Genomic DNA, 23,226 nt, shown 5'->3' with positions numbered 1-23,226 from the left:
AACAATAACACCGTCCCGGCGAAGACGAATGTTCGCTATTTGATACTCGCGATGATTTTTCTCGTGACCATCTTTAATTATGTTGATCGTGCCACCCTGTCCATCGCCGCGCCCATGTTGCGCAAAGATCTGGGGTTCGACGCCGTGTCGATGGGCATCGCCTTCTCCGCCTTTGGCTGGGCTTACACCGGCATGCAGATTCCAGGCGGCATCATCCTCGATCGTTTCGGCTCGCGCCTGGTGCTCGGCATCAGCCTGATCGCCTGGTCGGTGCTGACCTTTCTGCAGGGTTTTGTCGATATGTTCAGCTCCGCGCTGCTGGCGTTGTTTGTCCTGCGCTTTTTGATGGGCATTGCGGAATCACCGGCCTTCCCCGCCAACAACCGGCTGACGGTGATGTGGTTCCCCGGGCACGAGCGCGGCATGGCCACCGCGGTATTCCAGTCCGCGCAGTACGCCGCGCTGGCGATTTTTACCCCTGTCATGCTATGGCTGCTCAGTACCTGGGGCTGGCAGCATGTGTTTTTCTTTACCGGCGGTACCGGCATCCTGATCGGCCTGCTGTGGTTTTATGTGGTGCGGGACCCGGCCAGGCATAAACGGGTTAATCAGGCGGAGCTGGATTATATCGAAGCCGGCGGCGGCCTGGCGTCCATCGGCGAGGCGCCGACGCCGTTCAGCTGGCGCCAGATCAGGACCATCGGCGCTAATCGCATGATGCTCGGCATCTACCTGGGGCAGTTTTGCCTGACCTCCATCACCTGGTTCTTCCTGACCTGGTTTCCCACCTATCTTATCGAGGCCAAGGGCATGACCATCCTCAAGGTGGGGCTGGCGGCGGCCATCCCGGCGGTGGCCGGCTGTCTTGGCGGTATCGTCGGCGGCGCCTGGTCCGACTGGATGCTGCGCCGCGGTTTCAGCCTGACCGCGGCACGGAAAACCCCCATTATCTGCGGCCTGTTATTATCCAGCAGCATCGTTATCGCCAACTATGTGCAATCCGTTCCGCTGATCATCGCCGTGATGTCGCTGGCGTTTTTCGCCAAAGGCGTGGGCAACCTCGGCTGGTGCATCGTCGGCGATGTCTCCCCCCGGCACGCCCTGGGCATCAGCGGCGGCATGTTTAACCTGTGCGGCAACCTGGCCAGCATCGTTACCCCCATCGCCATCGGCGTGATAATCAAGCAATTCGGTTCATTTGATTGGGCGCTGGTGTATGTCGCCGCCATGGGCCTGCTCGGCGCCTTCGCCTATCTGGTTATCGTCGGCCGGCTGCGCCGCCTCGACAGCGAGGACGCGGCGACGCCCGGCGCCGGACATTTCGCCGCCGGTGCAAAACAATCCTAACTTTTATCCCTTTCACAGGAGAATGTATGATGTCCATTACCCCATCCACTGCTCAATGCGCGGATAACGATACCATCAGCTTGGTACGCGTTTCCTCGGTATTCCTGCCTCTGGCCAATCCGATAAGCGATGCCAAGGTGCTTACCGGCCGGCAAAAACCCATGACCGAAATCGCCATTTTATTTGCCGAAATCGAAACCCGCGACGGCCATCAAGGACTGGGTTTCAGTTATTCAAAACGCGCCGGCGGACCCGGCCAGTTCGCCCACGCCGGCGAAATTGCGCCGGTGCTTATCGGCGAGAACCCCAGCGATATCGCCAAACTGTGGGACAAGCTGTGCTGGGCCGGCGCGTCGGTCGGGCGCAGCGGGCTGGCCACCCAGGCCATCGGCGCCTTTGACGTGGCGCTATGGGACCTGAAGGCCAAACGGGCCAACCTGTCGCTGGCGCGTCTGCTGGGCGCGCAGCGCGATTCGGTGCGCTGCTATAACACCTCGGGCGGTTTCTTGCACACGCCCCTCGATCAACTGATGAAAAACACCGATATCTCGCGGGAGAAGGGCATCGGCGGCATCAAGCTGAAAGTCGGCCAGCCCGATTGCGCGCTGGATATTCAGCGGGTCAGCGCCATCCGCAAGCATCTTGGCGACGGCTTCCCGCTGATGGTGGACGCCAACCAGCAGTGGGACCGCCCCACCGCGCAGCGTATGTGCCGCCATTTCGAAGCGCTAAACCTTATCTGGATCGAGGAGCCGCTTGATTGTTACGACGCGGAAGGCCACGCGGCCCTGGCGGCGCAGTTTGACACGCCCATCGCCACCGGCGAGATGCTGACCAGCGTCGCCGAGCATTGGGAATTTATCAAAAACCGCGCGGCGGATTACCTGATGCCCGATGCCCCGAGAGTCGGCGGCATTACGCCATACCTGAAGGTGGCCGCGCTGGCCGAGCATGCCGGCCTGATGATTGCCCCGCATTTCGCCATGGAGCTGCATGTGCACCTCGCGGCGGCTTATCCGACCGAACCCTGGGTGGAGCATTTTGAATGGCTGGAACCGCTGTTTAATGAACGTCTGGCGATCAAGGACGGCCGCATGCTGGTACCCACCCGTCCCGGCCTTGGCCTGACGCTGAGTGAACAGGTGGCGGCCTGGACCGCGCAGACCCTGGAAGCCGGCCGGCGCGCCTGACGCACGCCATGCTGGTCAGCGCCTTCCTGTCGGCCGCCGGCGGGGTAAAGCAAAAGCGCCGGCCAGGACCCGGGCAGGCTGAAAAACCTTGTTCAGGGATAACGGCATCGCGCGCGCCGCTGTTTAACCGGCGCGGTGATATTGCTTTCGCCGCCGGCGCTGCTGCATGATGGCGGGGCGGCGGGAACGCTGCGCATAATAAGGCATGCGCGGTACGGCACCCAAGGCGATACCGCGCTGGTCGCGACGGAGGCGGGATGATTTATTGCAAACGCGTTTATGAACCGGTTGAACCCGGCGACGGCTACCGGGTATTGGTTGATCGATTGTGGCCGCGCGGGGTGAAAAAAAACGCCCTGCCGATGGATTTATGGTGCAAAGAGGTCGCGCCGTCGCAGGCGTTGCGGCAGGCGTTTCATGCCTCTTTGCTGGACTATGACGGTTTCCGCGCCGCTTACCGCCAGGAGCTGCGGGACAATGAGGCGGCGTGGCGCCCCCTGGCTACGCGCGCCGCCACGGGGGATGTCACGTTACTTTATGCCTCGCGGGATACGCTGCGCAACCACGCCATGGTGCTGGCGGAATTTTTACTCACCGCCGGTTGACGGCGTCACGCGCTTAAAATATCGGGCACCGTTTTATTGATAAACGTACGGGTATCGGTATCGGCCCGGATGACGTTAATGGTTTTCAGTTCATCCACGTAGGCCGCCAGCTCGGCGCGCAGATGATGGCCGGTGGTGTGGTGGCCGTGGGTATGCTCGGCGAGGATGGCCTTGACCTGCGCCGCGCTGATGGTGCTGGGCAGAAAAGGCGCGAAGATCTCGGCGGTTTCTTCAGGATTATCCACCGCCCACTGCTGGGCGTCGACCACCGCCTGGGTTATCGCCCGGGCGGTCGCGGGGTCGTTGCGCACCAGCGCGCCGCTTAGCGCCAGTACACAGCAGGTGCGATCATGGTAAGCGCCGCTGAGGTTGGTGGCCACCTCGAACAGATCGTCGCGTTCACGGATCAGCCAGCCCTGCGGGTCGGTGGCGGCAATCGCCTGTACCTCGCCCTTGCGCAGCGCCTCGCCGGACAACTGTTCGGGATATTGTACCCAATTGACATCGCTGTCGGGATGGAATCCCTGTTTAGCCAGCTGGATGGCGAAAAAGTTTTTTACCGGGCTTGCCTGGTCGCTTACCGCCACCGCCTTCCCCACCAGATCCCGCACCTGGGTAATGCCGCTGTTTTTGGCGGTGATAAGCCGCATGCAGCCGCCGTGGGTACCCACGGTCAGGGCGACGTCAAACCCCTGCTCCAGGGGTTTTAGCCAGCGCAGCGCCATGCCGATGCCGGCCTCGGCCTGGCCGGTTGACAGCGCGACCAGCGGGGTATCGCCGTCGGTAAAGTTGACCGTTTCCACCTGCAAGCCGTACTTGGTGAAAAACCCCTTTTTATAGGCCACTGAAATCGGCGCCTGGCAAATGCCGGCCTGATGCCAGGCGATGCGCACGGTTTTCAGCGGCGCGGCGACGGGTGCGCCCACGGCCCGGGCCAGGGGTAAGCCGGAGAATAGCCCTCCGCCCAGGGCCACGCCGCCCAATACGCCCGCCGATTGCAAAAAATGCCGTCTTGTAACCTTAATATTCGCCATCATGACTCCCGAAAGAAAATATAAAAAATACGATTTGCGGCGTTATTTATGGGTGCCGAAACCCGCAATAATTACCATTTCACCGCCCCGCTCTGCCAGGCCAGCAAACGATCGCGCACGGCGAACAGCACCGTTATCAAGGTGGAAAATAATAACGCCATCACAATCAGCGCGCCGTACATATTGGAATAAGCGGCCCAACCCTGCGCCCATTGCAAATACCAGCCCAGGCCTGATTTCACTCCCATCATTTCGGCGGCCACCAGTACCGAAAAAGAGGCGCCCAGCCCCATGAACAGGCCGACAAATACATGCGGCAGCGCCGCTGGAATAACCACCCGGGTAATCAGAAACAGGGGTTTGGCGCCCAGGGTGCGTGCCACGTCATAATAACTTTTATCGACGCTCGCCACGCCGGACCAGGTTAATACCGTCACCGGAAACCAGGTGGCCAGGGCAATCAAGAATATCGCCGCCGAAAAGCTGGAAGGAAAGAAATAAAGCGTCAGCGGTAATAATGCCGTTGACGGCACCGGCCCGAGAAACCGTAATATCGGGTGCAGCCAATATCCCAGACTTTTTGAACAGCCGATGGCGACGCCGGTTAAAAATCCGCTCAGGCTGCCGAATAAAAAACCGAAGAACAGCAGACGCAGGGAGTGCAGCAGACTGTCGCCCAGCCGGAGCCAGTCGGTGGCGTAGGCTTCCACCAGCGCATGCGGCGGCGCGAAAAACGGCGCCGGCAGCCACGCCAGCTTGGCGGTCGACACCTCCCAGGCCGCGACAAACAGCGCCAGGGCAAAAAACCATTTACCACCGGACCGGACATGGCGCGTTAGCGGGGCGATAATCAAGCGTAGCAGCGGCAGGCGTTCTCCCAGGGAAAACAATAATAATAACAGGGCGATGCCCGCCGCCAGGGCGTGCGTTTGCGCAATATAAAGCGGGCGGGCAAAACCGACCGGTTTATCCGGCCAGAGGATCATCAGCGCCGCCACCGCGCCCCAGGCGACGGCGGCGCAAAAGCCCATGGTCCAGAACCCCAAGTCCTGCCCTTGCCCTCGCGCAGAGACTGCCGCGGCGGACGAGGCCGCCGGCTCCCATGCCTCGGATGTCATATAACCTCCCGGTAATTTTTGGCGATATAGCCTGGCCGATAAAGAAGCCAAAAAATGACGGCGACATTATCCGCTGCGGGTATATGCGTTTTTATTCTTTATAAATGCGTTCCCAATGAATATACTCAAATGTGTGTAGCCATAAAGTATATTAATCAAACCCATTCTCATTTAAGCTGCCTGACAGGGGATAAATGTTATTATCAATTAACATTGTTTGGCGATATTTAGCATATTATTAACGTTTACCTTTTCCGGCTAAAACGTTTAATTCAGCAGATGAAGTGACAATATAACTACGCCGCAATTCTCAATAAGTAAATATCATTCTGGAATTAAATATAATTAATTAGACCATAGGTGCGCTTGTGATGGAATTTTTACCGCGTTACGTTAGGGGAAGAAAAAAGTGCCGGATATATATGCATAAAGTAATTATCGTTATGCGGCAATAAGCTTTCGCTATTTATTTAAGGAAACAGCATATGACCCTGATCATCAATAAGCCCGACGCTCCGTCCACCTGTACGCCGTCAGGCGCCGGCGCCGGTCTGCGACTGGATATAAACCGGGTCAGCCATGGTTTTGATCTTGGCGGCGGGCTATTGCCGGTATTGGAGCAGGTCTCAATCAGCGTGGCGCCCGGCGAGTTTATCGCGCTGCTGGGACCGTCGGGCTGCGGCAAATCCACCCTGCTCAGGCTGGTGGCCGGCCTGGAAAATCCGCTTTCCGGCCAACTGCTGGAAGACGGCGAGCCTATTCGGCGGCCCGATCCGGCGCGGGTGGTGGTATTCCAGGATCCCACGCTGTTTCCCTGGCGCACCGTCTGGCAAAACGTGGCGCTGGGCCTGCAGGCGCAGGGATTACTTAACGAACGGGGCCGGCGGCGGGTCGATGGGGTGCTGGAACGCGTGGGGCTGGCGCAGTTTGCCCAGGCCTATCCCCGGCAGCTTTCGGGCGGCATGGCGCAGCGCGCGGCGTTGGCCCGCGCGCTGGTCAACGACCCGCGTCTGTTGATCCTGGACGAACCGCTGGGCAAGCTGGACTCGCTGACGCGCATCCGTATGCAGGGGGAACTGGTCGGCCTGTGGCGGGAAAAGCGCTACAGCGTGCTGATGGTCACCCACGACGTGGAGGAAGCGCTGCTGATGGCCAACCGGGTCGTGGTGTTCGGACCGCGTCCCGCGCGTATCCTGGAAACCATCCCGGTCGCACTGCCCTATCCGCGCAGGCGTAATCATCCCACGCTTATCGCCTTGCGCACCCGGGCCTTGGCGCTGCTGGGGGCCGAAGCCGGCGCCTGACCCGGGCTGCGCGCGGGTTTATTCGAACGCTTTCGCAATGCCCAGCGTATGCGCGTATACCGCTCCGGCCCGGAGCACCAACGCCACCGCATACCCCTCTTCCAGCGCCTGCGGCAGCGCCCCGGCCCGCAGCGCCGCCTGGTGAAACGCCAGCCGCAGCCCTTCCCGCTCTTTGGCCAGGGCCACCGCGGCGGCGGTCACATAACGCAGCGGCAGCGGCAGCGTCGGTTCCCTCAGCAGGGTATTAACGAAAATAGTGCGGTCGTTCTCCACCGGCAGTCCGCTCAACGGCGATGATCGCACACTAATAGCGCCGTCCGCGCTAATATCGATATCGCCGCCCGGCAGTGTTTCCAGCGCCGCGGTGATATAGGCGGCGGCCAAGACGTCGTTCCTGACGGCGCCCAGCCGGCGCGCCAACCGCGCATGGTGTTCAATACAATAAGCACAGCGCGTCACCTGCGCGACCGCCACCGCCACCAGATGTTTATCCCTGCTGCTTAGCGCCCCATTGTTCCAATGCCTGCGGGACAGGTTTCTGAACGCCGCGGCATGCGGACTGGCGGCCTCAAGCGTCGCCAAAATATCGGCATCATGTTGATGGCTCATGCGAGATCCTCGGCATCTAACGAGACGGCGCCCGCCGGCGCGGCGCGTGCCGCGTTACGGCCATCCCGCACCGGATCTTGCGCGGCGAAGGCGGCAATCAGGCTTAACAGGGCGTAAAACGAGATATAGGCGCTGATAAGCCAGGGCGAACCGTCACCCACCGAAAACAGATAGGTGGCGATAAATGGCGTCAGGCCGCCGGAGATAAGCGTCCCTACCTGATAACCGATGGAGACGCCGCTGTAGCGCACCTCGATGGGAAATTGCTCCGAAAACCAGGCCGCGCCCGGTCCATATATCGCGGCGTCGAACACCGCCAGCGCCACGGCCACCACCAGCGGCAGAAACGTCAGATTGCCGTGGTCCAAAAACCAAAAGAACGGCCAGACCAGAATGCCGATGCCCAGGATGCCGAAGACCGCCGGCGCGCGGCGGCCGATTTTGTCGGAGAGCAGCGCCCAGAAAGGCGTGGCGATAATCGCCGCCGCGGAACCGACCAGAACGGCGGTCAGCGCCATGGTGGCGTCGCCGCGTTTTAATACCAGGTAGCTCAGCGCGTACGTGGTTAGGATGGCATACATCGCCGGCTGCGCCAGGCGTAATCCGATGGTGACCAGCAACCCGCGCGGATGCCGGCGGATCGCCTGCGCCACGGGAAAGCGCTGTATTTTCCCGTCGGCCTTGGCGCGCAAAAAAGCCTCGGGTTCGTCAATACGCAGGCGAACGAAAATACCGATGCCGATAAGCACGATGCTGAACAAAAAAGGCAGCCGCCAACCCCAGGCGGCAAAGGCGTCCGCGCTGATCGACGCCCTGACGATAAGAAACGTGCCCGACGCCAGCAGCATGCCGGCCGCCGAGCCGATTTGCGTGAAAGAGCCTAAAAATCCCCGGTTTTTCGGCGTGGCGTGCTCGACCGACAGCAGCGAGGCGCCGCCCCATTCCGCCCCCGTCGCGATACCCTGCAGCAACCGCAGCAAGACCAGCAGGACGGTGGCCCACAGTCCGGCGACGGCATAAGTAGGCAGTAACCCGGTCAGCAGCGTCGCGACGCCCATTAAAACCAGGGAGGAGACCAGCACCCGTTTGCGCCCGACCCGATCGCCGAAATGGCCGGCAATGATACCGCCCAGCGGGCGCGCAAAAAAGCCCACGCCATAAGCGGCAAAAGATCCCAACAGACCGGATAGCGGATTGGATGAAGGCGGAAAAAAGGTATGACTGAAAATCAACGCCGCGGCGGTACTGTAAATATAAAAATCATACCATTCTACGGTGGTGCCGATAAACGCGGCAAACGCCACTTTACGGCTTCGGCTTCGGTTCCGGCCGGCGCCGGGCAGGTCAACAAAATGCGTCATTTTAATACCCCTTTAGCTTGCGTCTTAATACTAAAGCGGCTGGCGGCCCGGGCCGTCAAATAACATTCATCGCTGACGATAGCCGATATTTATCTTAAGTCCCGCCATGGGTCGGCGCGATATTGTGAGCTGCTCAGATTAGCTTATTTTCGGCATAAGATATCACTTTTTCATATTGGATTACCGCGCTTAACTCATCCTACACTGCGGTTTATTAAGCGCCCCAGAGTTAATCAGTGAGCAGCTCACAAGTAGAGGAAGAGACGGTCACATGCCATTATTAACCAAGACAGCGGATTTACCCCTGGGTGATGTCGCCTATAACCGCATCAGGCACGACATTCTTTGCTGTCGCCTGCTGCCGGGTTCCATGATTACCGAACCGGAGCTGATGGAAAATTATGCCATCGGCAAAAGCAGTTGCCGCGTGGCGCTGGCGAGGCTGTGCCATGAGCATCTGGTTGAATCGCGTCCGCGCAAAGGGTACCGCATCGCGCCGATTACCGTGCAGGACGTCGAGGAGATTTTCACCCTGCGCGTCCAGCTGGAGCCGCTGGCGGCGCGGCTGGCGGTAGGCCGTGTCGATATCCAGGAACTGCGCGAGCTGGAGGCGGCCTGCCGTGTGGAGCTGCATGCGCCATTGCCGGAACAGATCGATGTCTTTATGAACGCCAACAAGCGCTTCCACCTGGCCATCGCCCGGGCGTCGGGCAATAACCACCTGATCCGCACCCTGTCGAGCCTGATGGACGAAATGTCGCGGCTGGTGGCGCTGGGCTTTAACGTGCAGAAAACCAAACCCGAGATCAAGCACGATCATAACGCCATGATTCAGGCGTTTATCGATGGCGATGCCCGGCGGGTGGAGACCATCGCACGCCGCCATATCGAGACCTTCCAGGTGATGACGATGGAAAAGGTCTACGCCACGCTCAGCAAAGGCGGCGCGATCCTGCCGATCCTCGAGCGGAGCATGTCCTTATGAACCCGCCATTGATGACGTTGGCGGCGCGGTCCCAGGATGCCGCGGCGGGGGAAATTATCCGCGCCGAAGGCATCGGCAAGCGTTTCGGCCAGCTGCGGGTATTGGACAATATTTCCCTGGCGGTACGCGAGGGGGAAATCCTCGCCCTGCTCGGCGCCTCGGGATGCGGCAAAAGCACCCTGCTCAATATCCTCTCCGGATTGCTGACCCCCGACGAGGGCGATGTCTTTATCCAGGGCCAGTCCGCCGCCCGCTTCGACCATTGGGAGAAAGTGGCCTATTTGTTCCAGGAGGACCGCTTGCTGCCCTGGCGCAGCGTGCAGCAAAACGTTAATTTCGGGCTGGAGAATACCCGGTTGACGCGCGCCGAGCGCGCGGCAAAGGTCGACGACGCGCTGCGGCTGGTGGGGCTGCATGATTTTCGCCACGCCTGGCCGCATCAGCTCTCCGGCGGCATGCGCAGCCGGGTGGCCCTGGCGCGCAGCCTGGTGGTGGAGCCGGAAATTTTATTGATGGACGAGCCCTTTTCCAAGCTCGATCCGCAAACCCGCGGCGTGATGCATAACGAACTGCTGCGTATCCAGCAGTTGAAAGGCGTTACCGTGGTGATGGTCACCCATGACGTGGAAGAGGCGGTGGTGCTGGCCGATCGGGTAGTGCTGCTCAAACCCAACCCCGGCCGTATTCATAAAATCATCGAGATGTCGCTGCCCCATCCCCGCGTGCCCACCGAGCGCGCGGTTGCGGAACAGTCGCGCCTGTTAAGGCTGGAGGTGTGAACATGAAATCATCCGCATCCTGGATTACGCTTATCGGCCAGCGCCTGGTGCTGCTTGCCCTGTTCCTGGTTATCTGGTGGCTGGCGTCCCAGCGCATGCCGTCGTTCGTGCTGCCGGGACCGCTGAAGACCTGGCAGGCGCTGGAAGCCTTGTGGCATGGCGATTCCCTGCTGCACGATATCGGCATTACCTTCTCACGTGTCTTGTCCGGGTTTCTGCTGGCGACGCTGGTGGGCACGGTATTCGGCCTGGCGCTCGGCGCCAGCCGGCTGCTGGCGCAGTTCTTCGAACCCCTGCTGGCGGTGTTCAATACCGTCTCGTCGGCCATTTGGGCGATATTCGCCATTATCTGGTTCGGCATTTCCGGCGCCACCACCATCTTTGTGGTGTTCATGACCGCCATGCCGCTGATCCTGACCAACGTCTGGCAGGGCGCGCAAACCGTGGATGCGCAGTATGTGGAGCTGGCGCGCAGTTTTCGCATGGGCCGCTGGCAAACGCTCTTCAAGATCTACCTGCCGACCATCCTGCCCTATTTTTTCTCCGGCGCCCGGCTGGCCTTCGGCTTTGGCTGGCGGGTGTCGCTGGTGGCCGAAACCCTCGGCGCCTCGGACGGTATCGGCTACCGTCTGCGCCAGGCCGGGGATCTGGTGCAAACCGATCAGGTGTTCGCCTGGACCTTACTGCTGGTGGCCATGATGCTGTTGCTCGAAGGAGGGCTGCTCAAGCCGCTGGAACGTCATCTTTTCCGCTGGAAACAACGCACACAGGAATAATCGTTATGAAAAAGATATTGATGGCGGCTGCGCTGGCCGCCGGCACGCTGCTGGCCCTGGGTTCCCAGGCGGCGGAAAAAGTCCGCATCGGCTACTGGACCAGCGGCGTCAGCCTGGGGTACGGCGCGGTGCTGGAAAGCCGGGATTTCCTGGCTAAACGCGGTATCGACGCCGAATTTATCCATTTTCCCGATGTGAACGCCCCCATCAAGGCGCTGGCCTCGGGATCGATAGACCTGGCCTTCGGCGCGCCGCTGGCGGGCGTGTTCAGCACCGCGTCAGAAGGCGTGCCGATCAAAATCTTCGCCGCCACCCAGCCGGCCGACGTGCAGTTCGTGGTGCCGGCCGGTTCGCCGATAACCAGCCTGGCGCAGCTACAGGGTAAAAAAGTCGGCATGTCGCCGGCCGGTTCGTCGGTGGCGGTTATCGCCAGCACCATTTTGCAGCAGAACTACGCTATCAAGCCGGCGGATTTCTCGCTGATTGGCGGCAATGAATCGCGCCTGGCGCAGTTCCTGGCGCAAAAGCAGGTGGACGCCGCGGCCCTGCGCTCGCTGACCATCAGCCAGCTTGACGAACTGAAGGTGACCTCCATCGGCAGCTTTGCCGGCGAATGGAAAAAGCTGACCCATACCGATGCCCTGCCCTATATCGGCGTCGGCGCGGTGCGCGCCGATCTGATTAACCAGCATCCCGACACCGTGGCGCGGGTCATTGCCGCGCTGCGCGATACCCTGGCCTGGGGCAAGGCGAATCCCGACGCCGTGGTGGCCATTTTGCAAAAACAGGCCAACCTGCCGCAAAAAGACGCGCAGGTCTACATGAGCCGCTGGGACAGCATGAACCGTATCGAGTTCGAGCCGGCGGATATCGACACCCTGAAGCGCGAACATCAGGTCTTTGTCGCCAGCGGCGCCATCAAGGGCGGCCTGGACGACAGCCTGTTCGATAACCGCCCCTACCTGGCCGCCAAATCCATCAAGTAATCAGGAGCAATCTGTGAGTAACGTTATGAAAGCCTTAATTCTGGAGCAGCACGGCGACCTCGACCAACTGCGGGTGGTGAACGACAAGCCGCGTCCCGTTGCCGCGGCCGGCCATGTGGTGGTGCGCGTCGGCGCGTCGTCCTTTAATTACCACGATGTGTTTACCGTCAAGGGCATGCCCGGCATCAAGGTGCCGCTGCCGGTGGTGATCGGCTTGGATCTGGCGGGCACCATTACCGAACTGGGCGCGGGCGTCGAGGGCTGGTCCGTTGGCGATCGGGTGCTGGTCAATCCGTTAAAGCCCGGCGTCGGCCTGATGGGTGAAATGACCGACGGCGGCATGGCCGAATATGCCGCGGTGGACGCGCTGCAGCTTATCAGGCTTCCGGCCGGCGTCGGCTTTGCACAGGCCGCCGCGCTGCCGGTGGCCTACGGCACCGCCCACCGCATGCTGATAACCCATAATACCGTCAAAAAAGGCGACCGGGTGCTGATCCTGGGCGCCAGCGGCGGCGTGGGCACCGCCTGCGTGATCCTGGCCAAGCATCTGGGCGCCGAGGTCATCGCCTGCGCCGGCAGCGAGGAAAAAGCCCAGGCGCTGAAAGCCCTCGGCGCCGATCATGTGGTCAATTACCGTGAAACGGATTTTTCAAAATGGGCCATCGGCCAGTACGGCAAGCCACAGCGCCGCACCACGGAAGGCGGCGTCGATGTGGTGATCAACTTTACCGGCGGCGATACCTGGCGCCCCTCCCTGAAGTGTCTGAAACGCGGCGGCATCCTGCTGGTGTGCGGTGCCACCGCCGGCTACGACCCGCAGGAAGACCTGCGTTATGTCTGGAGCTTCGAGCTGACCATCAAGGGTTCCAACAGCTTCTATCGCGACAACCTCGAAGACCTGCTGTCGATGATCGCCGACGGCCGCATCGATCCGGTTATCGACCGGGTCTTGCCCCTGGAACAGGCGGCGGAAGGCCTGCGCCTGATTCGCGATCGCGAGGTGCTGGGCAAAGTGATCGTCGCGCCGTAACGCCGCGCGCGACCCGGCCGGCCGGGGTAAGTTTATGGCCCCGCGCCGTCCGGCCGTTTTGTTTGCAGACTGCATGCTATTAAGGAACAGATTATGACCGATATTACCGTCCCCACCGCCGCCGAAGTCCAGGAGCGGTTGTTAAAAGGCCCGTATCATCAATGGCTCGGGCTGGAAGTCCTGACCGTCGGCGAGGGCGAAATTACCCTGAAGGCGCGCTGGCGCGAGGAGTGGGTGGTTAACCCCGCCGGCGGCTATACCCACGGCGGCATCCTGGCCGCCCTGGTGGATTTGACCGCCGACTGGGCGCTGGTGGCGTTTACCGGCAAAGGCGTGCCGACCCTGGATTTGCGTGTCGACTACCACCGTCCGGCAAAAGGGGATTTAACCGCCGTCGGCACCGTGATCAAAGTGGGCAAGCAGTTTTCCAGCGCCGAGGCGCGGGTGTTCGACAGCGAGGGCCGGCTGGTGGCCAGCGGGCGCGGACTGTACGCCACGGCAACCGCCTAGGAAACCATCATGACCCTCCCGTTGGACCATCTGGTTATCAATACCCACTTCGCCACCGAGCGGGCGGCGCAGTGGTTCCGGGCGCTGGGTTTTACCCTGACGCCGCGCGGCTACCATTCATTGGGGTCGATTAATTACCTGATGATGTTTGCCGATCGCTATCTTGAAATCGTCGGCCTGCCCACCGACGGCGGGCGCCTGCGCCAGGAGCTGCTGGACAGTCCGGCGGGTATCGACGGCCTGGTGTTCGCCACCCGGGATGCCGGGGGCACCGCGCGCGCGCTGGCGGACGCCGGTTTTGCCCTGCAGCCGATCCAGGATTTTTCCCGCGAGGTGGCCAGCGGCGATGAACATGGGCTGGCCAGGTTCACCACGGTGCGCCTTGCCGCCGGAACCTTTCCCGCCGGGCGGGTGTACTTTTGCCAGCACCACACCCCCGAATGGGTCTGGCGTCCCGAATGGCTTAGCCATGAAAACCAGGTCCAAAGCATTACCGGCCTGACCGTGATCAGCGGCGATGTGGAGAACTGCGGGCGTCAATACCGGCGCCTGGGCGATACCGGGCGTGATTTTGCCTTGCATATCGCCGATTACGCGGCCTTTGCCCGCCGGTTCGACGGACTGCCGTTGCCCGCCGCGGGCCGGGAGATGTTTGCCGCCGTGCATTTTCTGGGCGGCGATCTGGCGCGCATCGCCCGGGGCGCCGAGGCGCAGGGACTGCCGCTATGCTGGCGCGCGGGACGGTTACAGGTGGCGCTGCCCGAATTATCCACCCTACTCGAGTTTTTACCATGATGCAGACAACCAACCTGGGCGCCATGATCGATACCCGGCAGCCGGGCGGGCAGATTGCTTTTATCGCCCCGCTGGCGGACGACACCGCGCAGGAAATCACCTTTGACGAACTCGGCGCGCGCGCCGACGGCATCGGACGCGCGCTGCTGGCCCGGGGCTACCGCGCCGGGGAACGCGTCGCCATCCTGGGGCGCAACTCCATAGATTATATTGCCAGCCTGTTGGGCATCCTGCGCGCCGGGCTGGTGGCCGTCCCGATTAATTTCAAATTTCCGGTCGAGACGCTGGAGAATATCCTGCGCGATAGCGGCGCCCGTGTGCTGCTGGGCGATGCCGATCAGCTGTCCCGGCCGGCGATCGACCTGCCGCGCGTGGTGTTTGACGGCGCGGGCGCGGACGGGCTGGCGGCCTTTATCGACCCCGGAGAGCTGACGCCCTTCCCCGCCGGGCCGGACGACCTGGCGCTGCTGCTGTATACCTCGGGTTCCACCGGCATGCCCAAAGGCGTGCGCTTAACCCATGCCAGCCATGCCTGGGTGGTGCGTACCCGCCTTGAGAACCATGAGCTGGAGGGCGAGCGGGTGCTGATCGCCGCCCCGCTTTACCATATGAACGCGCTGGCGCTGGCGCTGTTAACGCTTGCCAGCCATGTCACCACCGTGCTGCTGCCGCAGTTCAGCGCCCGCGACTATATCAACGCCATTAGCCGCTACCGCTGCAGCTGGCTGACGGCGGTGCCGCCGATGATCGCCATGATGCTGCAGGAAAAGGATTTACTGGCGCGCAGTGATTTAACCAGCGTCAGGGTAGTGCGCATGGGATCGGCGCCGGTAACCGACAGCCTGTTCCAGCAAATCGGCCAGCTGTTGCCGCAGGCGCGCATCATTAACGCCTACGGCACCACCGAAGGCGGACCGGTGGTATTCGGCCCGCATCCGCGGGGCATCCCCACACCGCGGCTGAGCGCCGGCGCCGCCCATCCCCAGGTTAGCCTGCGTTTGCGCGATCCCCAGGGCCGGGAGGCCGCGCGCGGCATTCTGGAGCTGAAAAGCCCGGGCCTGATGCAGGGCTATCACCAGCGTCCGGACCTGCGGCCGCCGTTTACCGATGACGGTTATTATATCACCGGCGATGTGTTCGCCCGCGACGACCAGGGGTTTTATACCTTTATCGGCCGGCTGGACGATATGTTCGTCAGCGGCGCCGAGAATATCTACCCGAGCGAAGTGGAGCACCTTATCGAACGGCATCCCGCGGTACAACAGGCCTGCGTGGTGCCGGTGGCGGACGAGATAAAAGGCACCAAGCCGGTGGCCTGGGTGATCCTGCGCCCCGGCCGGCAGGCCAGCGCCGGGGAACTGAAGGCGTTTACCCTGCGCCACGGCGCGGCCTACCTGCATCCGCGCCATATCTGGCTGGTGGACAGTTTTCCCCTGGCCGGCACCAATAAGATCGACCGCCGCGCGCTGCTGCTCGAGGCGGAGCGGCGCCTTCACCAGGATGACCCATCCCCCCAGGCCACGCCGGGAGCACAGCATGACATTTAACTGGCATAACCCCTATCCCACCGTACGCGCGCCGTTATTTGCCCGCAATGTGGTGGCGACGTCCCATCCCATTGCCGCCCAGGCCGGCAACAGTGTCCTGCTGGACGGCGGCAACGCGGTGGATGCGGCCATTGCCGCCGCCGCGACGTTAACGGTGGTGGAACCCTGCTCCAATGGTCTGGGCAGCGATGCCTTCGCCATGGTCTGGGACGGCGCGCGACTGCACGGCCTCAACGCTTCCGGCCCGGCGCCGGCCAGCTGGGATCTGGCCCACTTTCGCCGCCGTCATGGCGAGGACGGCAACGGCATGGCCAAACGCCCGGAACGGGGCTGGGACTCGGTCACCGTACCGGGCGCCGTCGCGGGCTGGACGGCGCTGCACCAGCGCTTCGGCCGGCTGCCGTTCGAACGGCTGATGCAGACCGCCATCGACGTGGCCGAGCGCGGCGTGACCATTGCGCCGATTGTCGCGGCGAAATGGCGGGCGGCGGTGACCATATTGGCCGGGCAGCCTGGTTTTGCCGACGCCTTTATGCCCGGGGGGCGCGCCCCCGAGATCGGCGAAAAATTTGTCTTTCCAGCCGCCGCGCGCAGCTTGCGGCTGCTGGCGCGGCAGGGCGGCCGCGCTTTTTATGAAGGCGAAATCGCCGAAAAAATCGTCGCCTGGTCACAGGCCAGCGGCGGCAGCCTGACGCGCGGCGATCTGGCCGCCTACCAGCCGGAATGGGTAACGCCCATCAGCCAGGACTACCGCGGTTATACCCTGCATGAAATGCCGCCCAACGGCCAGGGCATCGCCGCGCTTATCGCCCTCGGCATCCTGGAGCACTTTGATCTGGCCGGGCTCGCCCTTGACGGCGCCGCGGCCCAGCATCTGCAAATCGAGGCCATGAAGCTGGCCTTCGCCGATGTCTACCGCTACGTTGCCGATCCGGCCAGCATGGATGTGACGCCGTCACAAATGCTGGATAAAGCCTATCTGGCCGGCCGGGCGCGCCTGATCGACCCGGGCCGGGCGGCGGATCCGCAGGCCGGCCTGCCCGCCAGCGGCGGCACCGTTTATCTGGCCACCGCCGATGAAAGCGGCATGATGGTCTCGTTTATCCAATCCAATTATATGGGCTTCGGTTCGGGGGTGGTGGTGCCGGATTACGGTATCAGCCTGCAAAACCGGGGCGCCGGGTTCTCCAGCGACCCGCGTTCGGTTAACGTGGTGGCGCCCGGCAAGCGCCCGTTCCAGACCATTATTCCGGCCTTTTTGACCAAAGACGGCCAGGCGCAGATGAGTTTTGGCGTCATGGGCGGCGATATGCAGCCGCAGGGCCATATGCAGACGCTGGTGCGCATGCTGGATTTCCACCAGCAGCCCCAGGCCGCCTGCGACGCGCCGCGCTGGAAGGTCAACCGTGATTTTACCCTGGATCTGGAATCCACCGTCAATCCGCTGGTGGCGGAACAGCTGCGCGCCATGGGCCACCGGCTGAAATCGGTGAACGATCCTTATATGGATTTCGGCTCGGGCCAGTTTATCTGGCGGCTGTCGGCGGATCGCGACCACGGTTATGTCGCCGCCAGCGACAGCCGGCGCGACGGCCAGGCGGTCGGATTTTAGCAGCAAAATGGCTTTATTTATGAACCGCATACTGATAAGAATGAGGCTTGTGCTTTTGGCGGACAGCCATTATTCGGGGATATGATATGAAGCCGGGATTAGATCACCTATCAGGTAAAGGAACAAAGACCAATACGGGACGTCCGTCGGCGGCAATAGTGACGCTGGCGGCATTGGCGCTGGCCGTCAGCGGCGCGGCGTCGGCCAAAACGCTGGTGTTCTGCTCGGAAGGCTCGCCGGAAAACTTTAACCCGCAGCTGTATACCTCGGGCACCAGCGTGGATGCCAGCGCGGTGCCGGTTTATAACCGGCTGGTGGATTTCAAGACCGGCACCACCGAGCTGCAGCCCAGCCTGGCCGAAAGCTGGGATATCAGCGCCGACGGCAAGATCTATACTTTCCATCTGCGCCAGGGCGTAAAATTCCAGGGTAACAAATACTTTAAGCCCACCCGTGATTTCAACGCCGACGACGTGATTTTTTCGTTTATGCGGCAAAAGGATAAGCAGCATCCTTACCACAATGTGTCCAACGGCACCTATGCCAATTTTGACAGCCTGGAGTTCGGCACGCTGCTGACCGCCATCGACAAGGTGGACGATCACACCGTGCGCTTTACCCTTGCCCATGCCGAGGCGCCGTTCCTGGCCGATCTGGCCTGGTATTTCGCTTCGATACTGTCAAGCGAATACGCCGACGCCATGTTAAAGGCCGGCACGCCGGAACGGGTGGATAGGGATCCCGTCGGCACGGGACCGTTCCAACTGACCCAGTATCAAAAGGATTCGCGCATTCTGTTCAGCGCCTTCCCCGACTATTGGCAGGGCAAGGCCAAGCTTGACCGTCTGGTCTACGCCATTACCCCCGACGCCTCGGTGCGCTTCGCCAAGCTGGAAAAAGGCGAGTGCCAGGTCATGCCGTTTCCCAATCCGGCCGATCTGCCGCGCATGCGCGACAATAAAGATATTACGCTTATGCAAAAAGCCGGGCTTAACACCGGTTTTCTGGCCTTTAATACGCAAAAGCCGCCGCTTGACAACGTGAAGGTACGCCAGGCGCTGGCCATGGCCATTAACAAACCGGCGATTATCGCGGCCATCTTCCAGGGCACCGGTACCGCCGCGAAAAATATCCTGCCGCCGGGGGTCTGGAGCGCCAAGGAGGATCTGCGCGATTATGAGTTTAATCCGGACCAGGCCCGCGCCCTGCTCAAGGACGCGGGGTTCCCCGACGGCCTGACCATCGATCTGTGGGCGATGCCGGTACAGCGGCCTTATAACCCCAACGCCCGGCGCATGGCGGAAATGATCCAATCCGATTGGGCGAAAATCGGCGTCAAGGCCAATATCGTCACCTATGAGTGGGGCGAGTACCTGAAGCGGGTCAGGAGCGGCGAGCATCAGGCGGCGCTGATGGGCTGGACCACCGCCACCGGCGATCCGGATAACTTTTTCGGCCCGCTGTTTTCCTGCACTTCGGCCAACGGCGGTTCCAATTCGGCCAGATGGTGTTACGCGCCGTTTGATAAATTGATTACCGAAGCGCGCGCCAGCAGCGACCATAACCGGCGCATCGCGCTTTACCAGCAGGCGCAGGACATGATGCACGAGCAGATGCCGGCGGTGATGATTGCCCATTCAACCATTTTTGAACCGGTGCGCAAGGACGTCACCGGCTACGAAATCGACCCCTTCGGCAAGCATATTTTTTATCAGGTGGACGTAAAGCAATAGCCCCTTCACTCCGCCAGTTCCATAGCCGCCTCCAGGAGCGGCCGCGCCCAAGCCGGAGTGGCGCTCAACGCCCGGGCATCATCGGCCGGGGGAAATACCATTTTCCCCCGCACCGTTTCAAGCACCAGAGTCGGGTCCGGAATTGCGTCGCCGGGCCTGGCATCCAGACTGTTATCGAAAACCTGCACATGGGCAAGCAACGGCAGCAGCTTTATCAGATTAGCCCGCGACGTGACCCACCGTTCCCGTATTTTCTGGGAGGGTATGGCATGGCCGCCATGACTCACGCGCAGCTGTACGCGCCTGATATGCTGCTCCGGTGATGATAGCCCGCAGAACAGCATGATCACCTCATGCGTTTCGCAGGCCTGGCTCAGCAGCCGTGGCATGGTATTGCCGCCCAGCGTGGTTTCAAAGGCATAGTTGGCGCCCCCGGCGATGGCGGCCTCCAGCCGCGAACGTCCAAAGGTCCATGCCCGGCCGTTCGCCTCGTCAGGCTCCAGCCCCAGTTGGGTCATAAGCTCACGGGCATAGTCATCCGGATTAAACCATGCCAGGCCGTGCTCTGCCAGCAGGCTGCCGCCCACCGAACTTTTGCCGCCGCCGTTAACGCCCGCCAGAACAAAAATAAACGGCCGCGCCATTAGAAGCCCTCGCCCGCCTTGGGCCGCCGTTTCAGCGCCCCCCGCCGCGCCAGCACAGAAGCTACATTCACGGCGGCGTCCGGATTTTCTAGCACCGCCAGCCGTGCATCGAACCTGTCGGTCAGGTCATCCAGTACCGATTGCTCGCGTGCTTTAAGCAGCAGCAAAGAGTGAGTCAATTCACGATAGGTGGCGACATCCAGCAGCACCATTTCCACGGTGGAATGATTGGTAATGGCCAGGGTTCCGCTTTGATGCACCCTCCGCACCACCTCCCCCCATTTGTTTTTCACTTGCGAGGCGTTTGCCTGCGGCAATTCATCGAAATTAAGCAGTTCCGTGATCATGGTGTAATCTCCGCGAGCGGTATGATTTAGCCATTATGGCAAAAACAGCCTTATATAGCCATTCGAGATTGCTCAGGTGATGAAGAGGTGTTTGGGGAACAAACCGGCATAATGGGCAAGACGTCAACCTCGCCATAAGTTCTGCTTGCCCATCATACCCGCCGCACGTTCCCGCGCGGGCTTGCCGGTGGGTTATTTTATCACCGCGCAGGCGACACGGTCGCCGGCGCCGCCGATGGGCTGGCTTTGGTAATCATCAGGATTGGCGTGGATAACCACCGAGGAACCGTCGCCGTCCAGCAGCGCGGGGCGCGGGGTGCCGGGCGTCACCGACACCAGCGTCGAATAGATTTCCGCAAAGGCCTTGCCGTCGGCGCCGGCGTAGATATTGGTCAGGTCGCCCTGATCGTTGGCATTGGCGTTCAACAAACCATGCACCACCGGCATCGCGGAGTGGACATGCCCGCCGGCGTCCTTGAACTTATCTTTGGCATCGCAAACGCCCTTTTCATGGAAATGAATACCGTGCCAGCCGGGAGCAAGCCCCGTGGCCTCCACGCGCATAATCACCCCTTTAGGCGCGTCCGAAAGGGTAATCTTACCCATATCCTTGCCGTCGGCGCCCACCAGGCTTGCGGTATGCACCGCCGGCTGGGGCTGGGCCAACGCCATATTGGCGGTTAAGGCCGTGGCGATGAAAAACACAATACGCCGCATAATAAACTCCTGTAGCAGAACCTGCCGACTGCGGAAGTGCAATGTCGGTCAATGTAGATAAGCGTAGACAGTGGGACGCATATTGTCCTGATTAGCGGCGCTATTCTTGATGTCGGTCATGCCATGCGCACCGCCCGGCATCGCGCCATGCCCCGGCCCGGCACCGGCGGCGGCGTATTTATCCGGCGTTAAGCGCCACGGGGACCAGGCCTGGACGGCGCGCCATGTTGATGGTAGGAATGGTGGAGACTGCCGGACAGACATTATTTATCCGCGACAATAAGGAGGGGGAGGCATGAAGACAACCAGACTGCCGGGCATTACACTGGCGGGATTTACCCTGGGCGCGATGGCCGCGCTGTTGCCGGCCGCCACGGCCCTGGGCGCCGAGGTGCCCGCCGGAGTCGAACTGGCGGCCCGGCAGGACATCGTGCGCAATAACGGCAGCGAGCCGGCTTCCCTCGATCCCCACCGGGTCGAGAGCGATGTGGAATTTAATATCATCAGCGACTTCTTCGACGGACTGGTCAGCCTCGACAACCACGGCGCCGTGGCGCCGCGCCTGGCCGCCGGCTGGGATAATCCCCGGCCCAGGGTGTGGATTTTTCACCTGCGCCCCGGCATTACCTGGTCGAACGGCCAGCCGATTACCGCCGGCGATCTGGTCTACAGCTGGCGACGCTTAATCGATCCCGCCACCGCCTCGCCTTATGAAAGTTATCTGGTAAGCATGCGTGTGCTGAACGCCGCCGAGATCGCCGCGGGCCAAAAGCCGGCGGACAGCCTGGGCGTGCGGGCGCTGGACGACGCCACGCTGCAAATCGACCTCACCCAGCCGGTAAGCGCCTTTCTCAGCATGCTGGCGCATCCGTCCCTGGTGGCGATTAATCCCCGGGCCGTCGCGCAGTTCGGCGATAAATGGACCCAGCCGCAGAATTTTGTCGGCAGCGGCGCCTTCACCCTGGCGCAATGGGTAGTGAATGAAAAAGTAGTGGGTGTCAGGAACAGCCGCTACTGGGATAACCAGCATACCGTGATCAACCGCATCACCTATTTGCCCATCGCGTCGGAAACCGCCGATATCAATCGTTATAAGGCGGGTGAAATTGATATTACCGCGAGCGTACCGCAAACGTTATTCCGGTCGCTGCAAACGGACCTGGGCGCGCAGGTGCATATTTCGCCCAAGCTGGCGGTCTATTATTATGAATTTAATACGCAAAAGCCGCCGTTTAACGATCCGCGGGTGCGGCTGGCGCTTAACCTGGGGCTGGATAAAACCATTATCGCCGAAAAAGTGCTGGGGCAAGGCCAACGACCGGCCTATCTGTTCAGCCCGGACAACACCGGCGGCTTTGCGCTCACCCCCCCTGTTTACGCCGGCTGGACCCAGCAGCAGCGGGTGGCCGAGGCCAGGACATTGCTGGCGCAGGCCGGATTTACCCCGGCGCGGCCGCTGAAATTCTCGCTGTTGTATAACACCTCCGAATCGCACCAGCGCATCGCCATCGCCGCCAGCTCCATGTGGAAAAAAAACCTGGGGGTGGAGGCCACGCTTAACAGCCAGGAATGGAAGAGCATGCTCGACACCCTACACGGGCCTAATTTCGACGTGGTGCGCTACGCATGGATAGCCGACTATAACGAACCGTCCACCTTCCTCAATAACTACGTCACCAACGACAGCAATAATACGGCAAAATACAGTAACGCGGATTACGACCGGGCGGTAAATAATGCCGCTGCCGCGTCGACAAAAGAGGATCGGGCGCGGTATTACCAGCAGGCCGAGGATATTTTGACCAGAGAATCACCGGCCATCCCCGTTTATCAATATGTCTCGGTAAAACTGGTCAAACCCTATATCGGCGGCTTCCATGAAAGCCCACTGGGATATGTCTACGCCCGGGACCTGTACGTGGTTAAACACTAGCTCCCGCCTCCACTGCCCCGCGAAAATAAAACGGGGACCTGCGCAAAGCAGGTCCCCGTATACATCCGATAATGATTAAAGCATCGGATTAATTGTTAAATCCTGCCCAATAAGACCAAGATCAGCAGAATGACGACCACCACGCCGAGCAGGCCGCTTGGGTAATAACCCCAGCTGCGGCTGTGGGGCCAACTCGGGAAAGCACCAATTAGCAGAAGTATTAATACGATTAAGACGATTGTTCCGATGCCCATGGAAAACTCC

23 protein-coding genes are annotated in these 23,226 nt (G+C 61.2%); 15 read left to right on the top strand and 8 right to left on the bottom strand.

From position 1 onward, the window contains the following. Window positions 1-51: 51 nt before the first annotated feature. From ACL2XQ_RS11710 to ACL2XQ_RS11700, 3 genes are all read left to right on the top strand, one after another. Window positions 52-1,347, top strand: a complete 1,296-nt coding sequence (locus ACL2XQ_RS11710; RefSeq protein WP_413723452.1) for an MFS transporter — start codon at window positions 52-54, stop codon at window positions 1,345-1,347. Between the two features lie 26 nt (window positions 1,348-1,373). Further along, window positions 1,374-2,537, top strand: a complete 1,164-nt coding sequence (locus ACL2XQ_RS11705) for an L-talarate/galactarate dehydratase (RefSeq protein ID WP_413740377.1) — start codon at window positions 1,374-1,376, stop codon at window positions 2,535-2,537. Between the two features lie 257 nt (window positions 2,538-2,794). After that, window positions 2,795-3,142: a DUF488 domain-containing protein gene (locus tag ACL2XQ_RS11700; protein ID WP_410014681.1), complete on the top strand. Its 348-nt coding sequence runs from the start codon at window positions 2,795-2,797 to the stop codon at window positions 3,140-3,142. A gap of 5 nt (window positions 3,143-3,147) precedes the next feature. On the opposite strand, the gene ACL2XQ_RS11695 is transcribed toward ACL2XQ_RS11700, so the two are convergent. Continuing rightward, entirely contained in the window at window positions 3,148-4,179 is a 1,032-nt protein-coding gene (locus ACL2XQ_RS11695; RefSeq protein ID WP_413740376.1) for an ABC transporter substrate-binding protein, read from the bottom strand. Between the two features lie 68 nt (window positions 4,180-4,247). Then, window positions 4,248-5,294 (bottom strand): ABC transporter permease, encoded by a 1,047-nt coding sequence (locus tag ACL2XQ_RS11690; RefSeq protein WP_413728178.1) that lies wholly within the window; start codon window positions 5,292-5,294, stop codon window positions 4,248-4,250. Window positions 5,295-5,785: 491 nt separating this feature from the next. Here ACL2XQ_RS11690 and ACL2XQ_RS11685 point away from each other — a divergent pair, with 491 nt between their 5' ends. Beyond that, window positions 5,786-6,598: an ABC transporter ATP-binding protein gene (locus tag ACL2XQ_RS11685; RefSeq protein ID WP_413740516.1), complete on the top strand. Its 813-nt coding sequence runs from the start codon at window positions 5,786-5,788 to the stop codon at window positions 6,596-6,598. 18 nt (window positions 6,599-6,616) lie between these two features. Here the strand turns inward: ACL2XQ_RS11685 and ACL2XQ_RS11680 are convergent, their stop codons facing one another. Together ACL2XQ_RS11680 and ACL2XQ_RS11675 are read right to left on the bottom strand one after the other, a co-directional pair. After that, a complete protein-coding gene (locus tag ACL2XQ_RS11680) occupies window positions 6,617-7,207 on the bottom strand; it encodes a carboxymuconolactone decarboxylase family protein (RefSeq protein ID WP_410014678.1) in 591 nt (196 codons plus the stop codon). Then, the gene (locus ACL2XQ_RS11675) at window positions 7,204-8,568 is read right to left on the bottom strand and encodes an MFS transporter (RefSeq protein ID WP_413740375.1); all 1,365 of its coding nucleotides are present in this window, start codon (window positions 8,566-8,568) and stop codon (window positions 7,204-7,206) included. The genes ACL2XQ_RS11680 and ACL2XQ_RS11675 overlap by 4 nt, the downstream gene beginning before the upstream one ends. 271 nt (window positions 8,569-8,839) lie before the next feature. Between ACL2XQ_RS11675 and ACL2XQ_RS11670 the strand changes: the two genes are divergently transcribed. The 10 genes from ACL2XQ_RS11670 to ACL2XQ_RS11625 all read left to right on the top strand — a co-directional run bounded on the left by ACL2XQ_RS11670 (window position 8,840) and on the right by ACL2XQ_RS11625 (window position 19,321). Beyond that, window positions 8,840-9,553, top strand: coding sequence for a GntR family transcriptional regulator (locus ACL2XQ_RS11670; protein WP_413740374.1), 714 nt, complete (start codon window positions 8,840-8,842; stop codon window positions 9,551-9,553). Further along, window positions 9,550-10,332 (top strand): ABC transporter ATP-binding protein, encoded by a 783-nt coding sequence (locus ACL2XQ_RS11665; protein ID WP_413723045.1) that lies wholly within the window; start codon window positions 9,550-9,552, stop codon window positions 10,330-10,332. Before ACL2XQ_RS11670 ends, ACL2XQ_RS11665 begins: the two co-directional genes overlap by 4 nt. A 2-nt stretch (window positions 10,333-10,334) precedes the next feature. Then, the gene (locus tag ACL2XQ_RS11660) at window positions 10,335-11,108 is read left to right on the top strand and encodes an ABC transporter permease (RefSeq protein WP_410014674.1); all 774 of its coding nucleotides are present in this window, start codon (window positions 10,335-10,337) and stop codon (window positions 11,106-11,108) included. Window positions 11,109-11,113: 5 nt separating this feature from the next. Next, window positions 11,114-12,094: an ABC transporter substrate-binding protein gene (locus ACL2XQ_RS11655; RefSeq protein WP_413740373.1), complete on the top strand. Its 981-nt coding sequence runs from the start codon at window positions 11,114-11,116 to the stop codon at window positions 12,092-12,094. 13 nt (window positions 12,095-12,107) lie between these two features. After that, window positions 12,108-13,124: a quinone oxidoreductase family protein gene (locus ACL2XQ_RS11650; RefSeq protein WP_413728173.1), complete on the top strand. Its 1,017-nt coding sequence runs from the start codon at window positions 12,108-12,110 to the stop codon at window positions 13,122-13,124. Window positions 13,125-13,217: 93 nt separating this feature from the next. After that, entirely contained in the window at window positions 13,218-13,634 is a 417-nt protein-coding gene (locus ACL2XQ_RS11645; RefSeq protein WP_331122548.1) for a PaaI family thioesterase, read from the top strand. Window positions 13,635-13,643: 9 nt separating this feature from the next. After that, window positions 13,644-14,429 carry a VOC family protein gene (locus tag ACL2XQ_RS11640; RefSeq protein WP_410014671.1) on the top strand — a complete coding sequence of 262 codons (786 nt, stop codon included), beginning with the start codon at window positions 13,644-13,646 and terminating at the stop codon, window positions 14,427-14,429. Then, window positions 14,426-15,976 (top strand): class I adenylate-forming enzyme family protein, encoded by a 1,551-nt coding sequence (locus ACL2XQ_RS11635; RefSeq protein WP_410014670.1) that lies wholly within the window; start codon window positions 14,426-14,428, stop codon window positions 15,974-15,976. Before ACL2XQ_RS11640 ends, ACL2XQ_RS11635 begins: the two co-directional genes overlap by 4 nt. Continuing rightward, window positions 15,966-17,588, top strand: a complete 1,623-nt coding sequence (locus ACL2XQ_RS11630; protein WP_413740372.1) for a gamma-glutamyltransferase family protein — start codon at window positions 15,966-15,968, stop codon at window positions 17,586-17,588. Before ACL2XQ_RS11635 ends, ACL2XQ_RS11630 begins: the two co-directional genes overlap by 11 nt. Before the next feature lie 86 nt (window positions 17,589-17,674). Beyond that, the gene (locus ACL2XQ_RS11625; RefSeq protein WP_413740371.1) at window positions 17,675-19,321 is read left to right on the top strand and encodes an ABC transporter substrate-binding protein; all 1,647 of its coding nucleotides are present in this window, start codon (window positions 17,675-17,677) and stop codon (window positions 19,319-19,321) included. Window positions 19,322-19,326: 5 nt separating this feature from the next. Here ACL2XQ_RS11625 and ACL2XQ_RS11620 read toward each other — a convergent pair whose 3' ends face one another. The 3 genes from ACL2XQ_RS11620 to sodC form a co-directional block, all read right to left on the bottom strand. Beyond that, on the bottom strand, window positions 19,327-19,965 hold the full coding sequence (locus ACL2XQ_RS11620; protein ID WP_413740370.1) for a hypothetical protein: 639 nt from the start codon (window positions 19,963-19,965) through the stop codon (window positions 19,327-19,329). Then, window positions 19,965-20,312, bottom strand: a complete 348-nt coding sequence (locus ACL2XQ_RS11615; RefSeq protein ID WP_410014666.1) for a type II toxin-antitoxin system prevent-host-death family antitoxin — start codon at window positions 20,310-20,312, stop codon at window positions 19,965-19,967. Before ACL2XQ_RS11615 ends, ACL2XQ_RS11620 begins: the two co-directional genes overlap by 1 nt. Window positions 20,313-20,504: 192 nt before the next feature. Continuing rightward, entirely contained in the window at window positions 20,505-21,029 is a 525-nt protein-coding gene (gene sodC / locus ACL2XQ_RS11610; RefSeq protein WP_410014665.1) for a superoxide dismutase[Cu-Zn], read from the bottom strand. A gap of 295 nt (window positions 21,030-21,324) precedes the next feature. On the opposite strand from sodC, the gene ACL2XQ_RS11605 reads away from it, so the two are divergent. Then, a complete protein-coding gene (locus ACL2XQ_RS11605; RefSeq protein ID WP_413740369.1) occupies window positions 21,325-22,962 on the top strand; it encodes an ABC transporter substrate-binding protein in 1,638 nt (545 codons plus the stop codon). A 95-nt stretch (window positions 22,963-23,057) separates the two neighbouring features. On the opposite strand, the gene ACL2XQ_RS11600 is transcribed toward ACL2XQ_RS11605, so the two are convergent. Then, entirely contained in the window at window positions 23,058-23,216 is a 159-nt protein-coding gene (locus tag ACL2XQ_RS11600) for a DUF3309 family protein (protein WP_410014663.1), read from the bottom strand. Window positions 23,217-23,226: the final 10 nt, after the last annotated feature.

It is taken from the genome of Sodalis sp. RH14 (genome assembly GCF_047324285.1).
GTDB lineage: Bacteria > Pseudomonadota > Gammaproteobacteria > Enterobacterales > Enterobacteriaceae > Acerihabitans.
The sequence above is the reverse complement of the archived record's forward strand: the minus strand, read 5'-3'. Positions and strand labels throughout refer to the sequence as shown.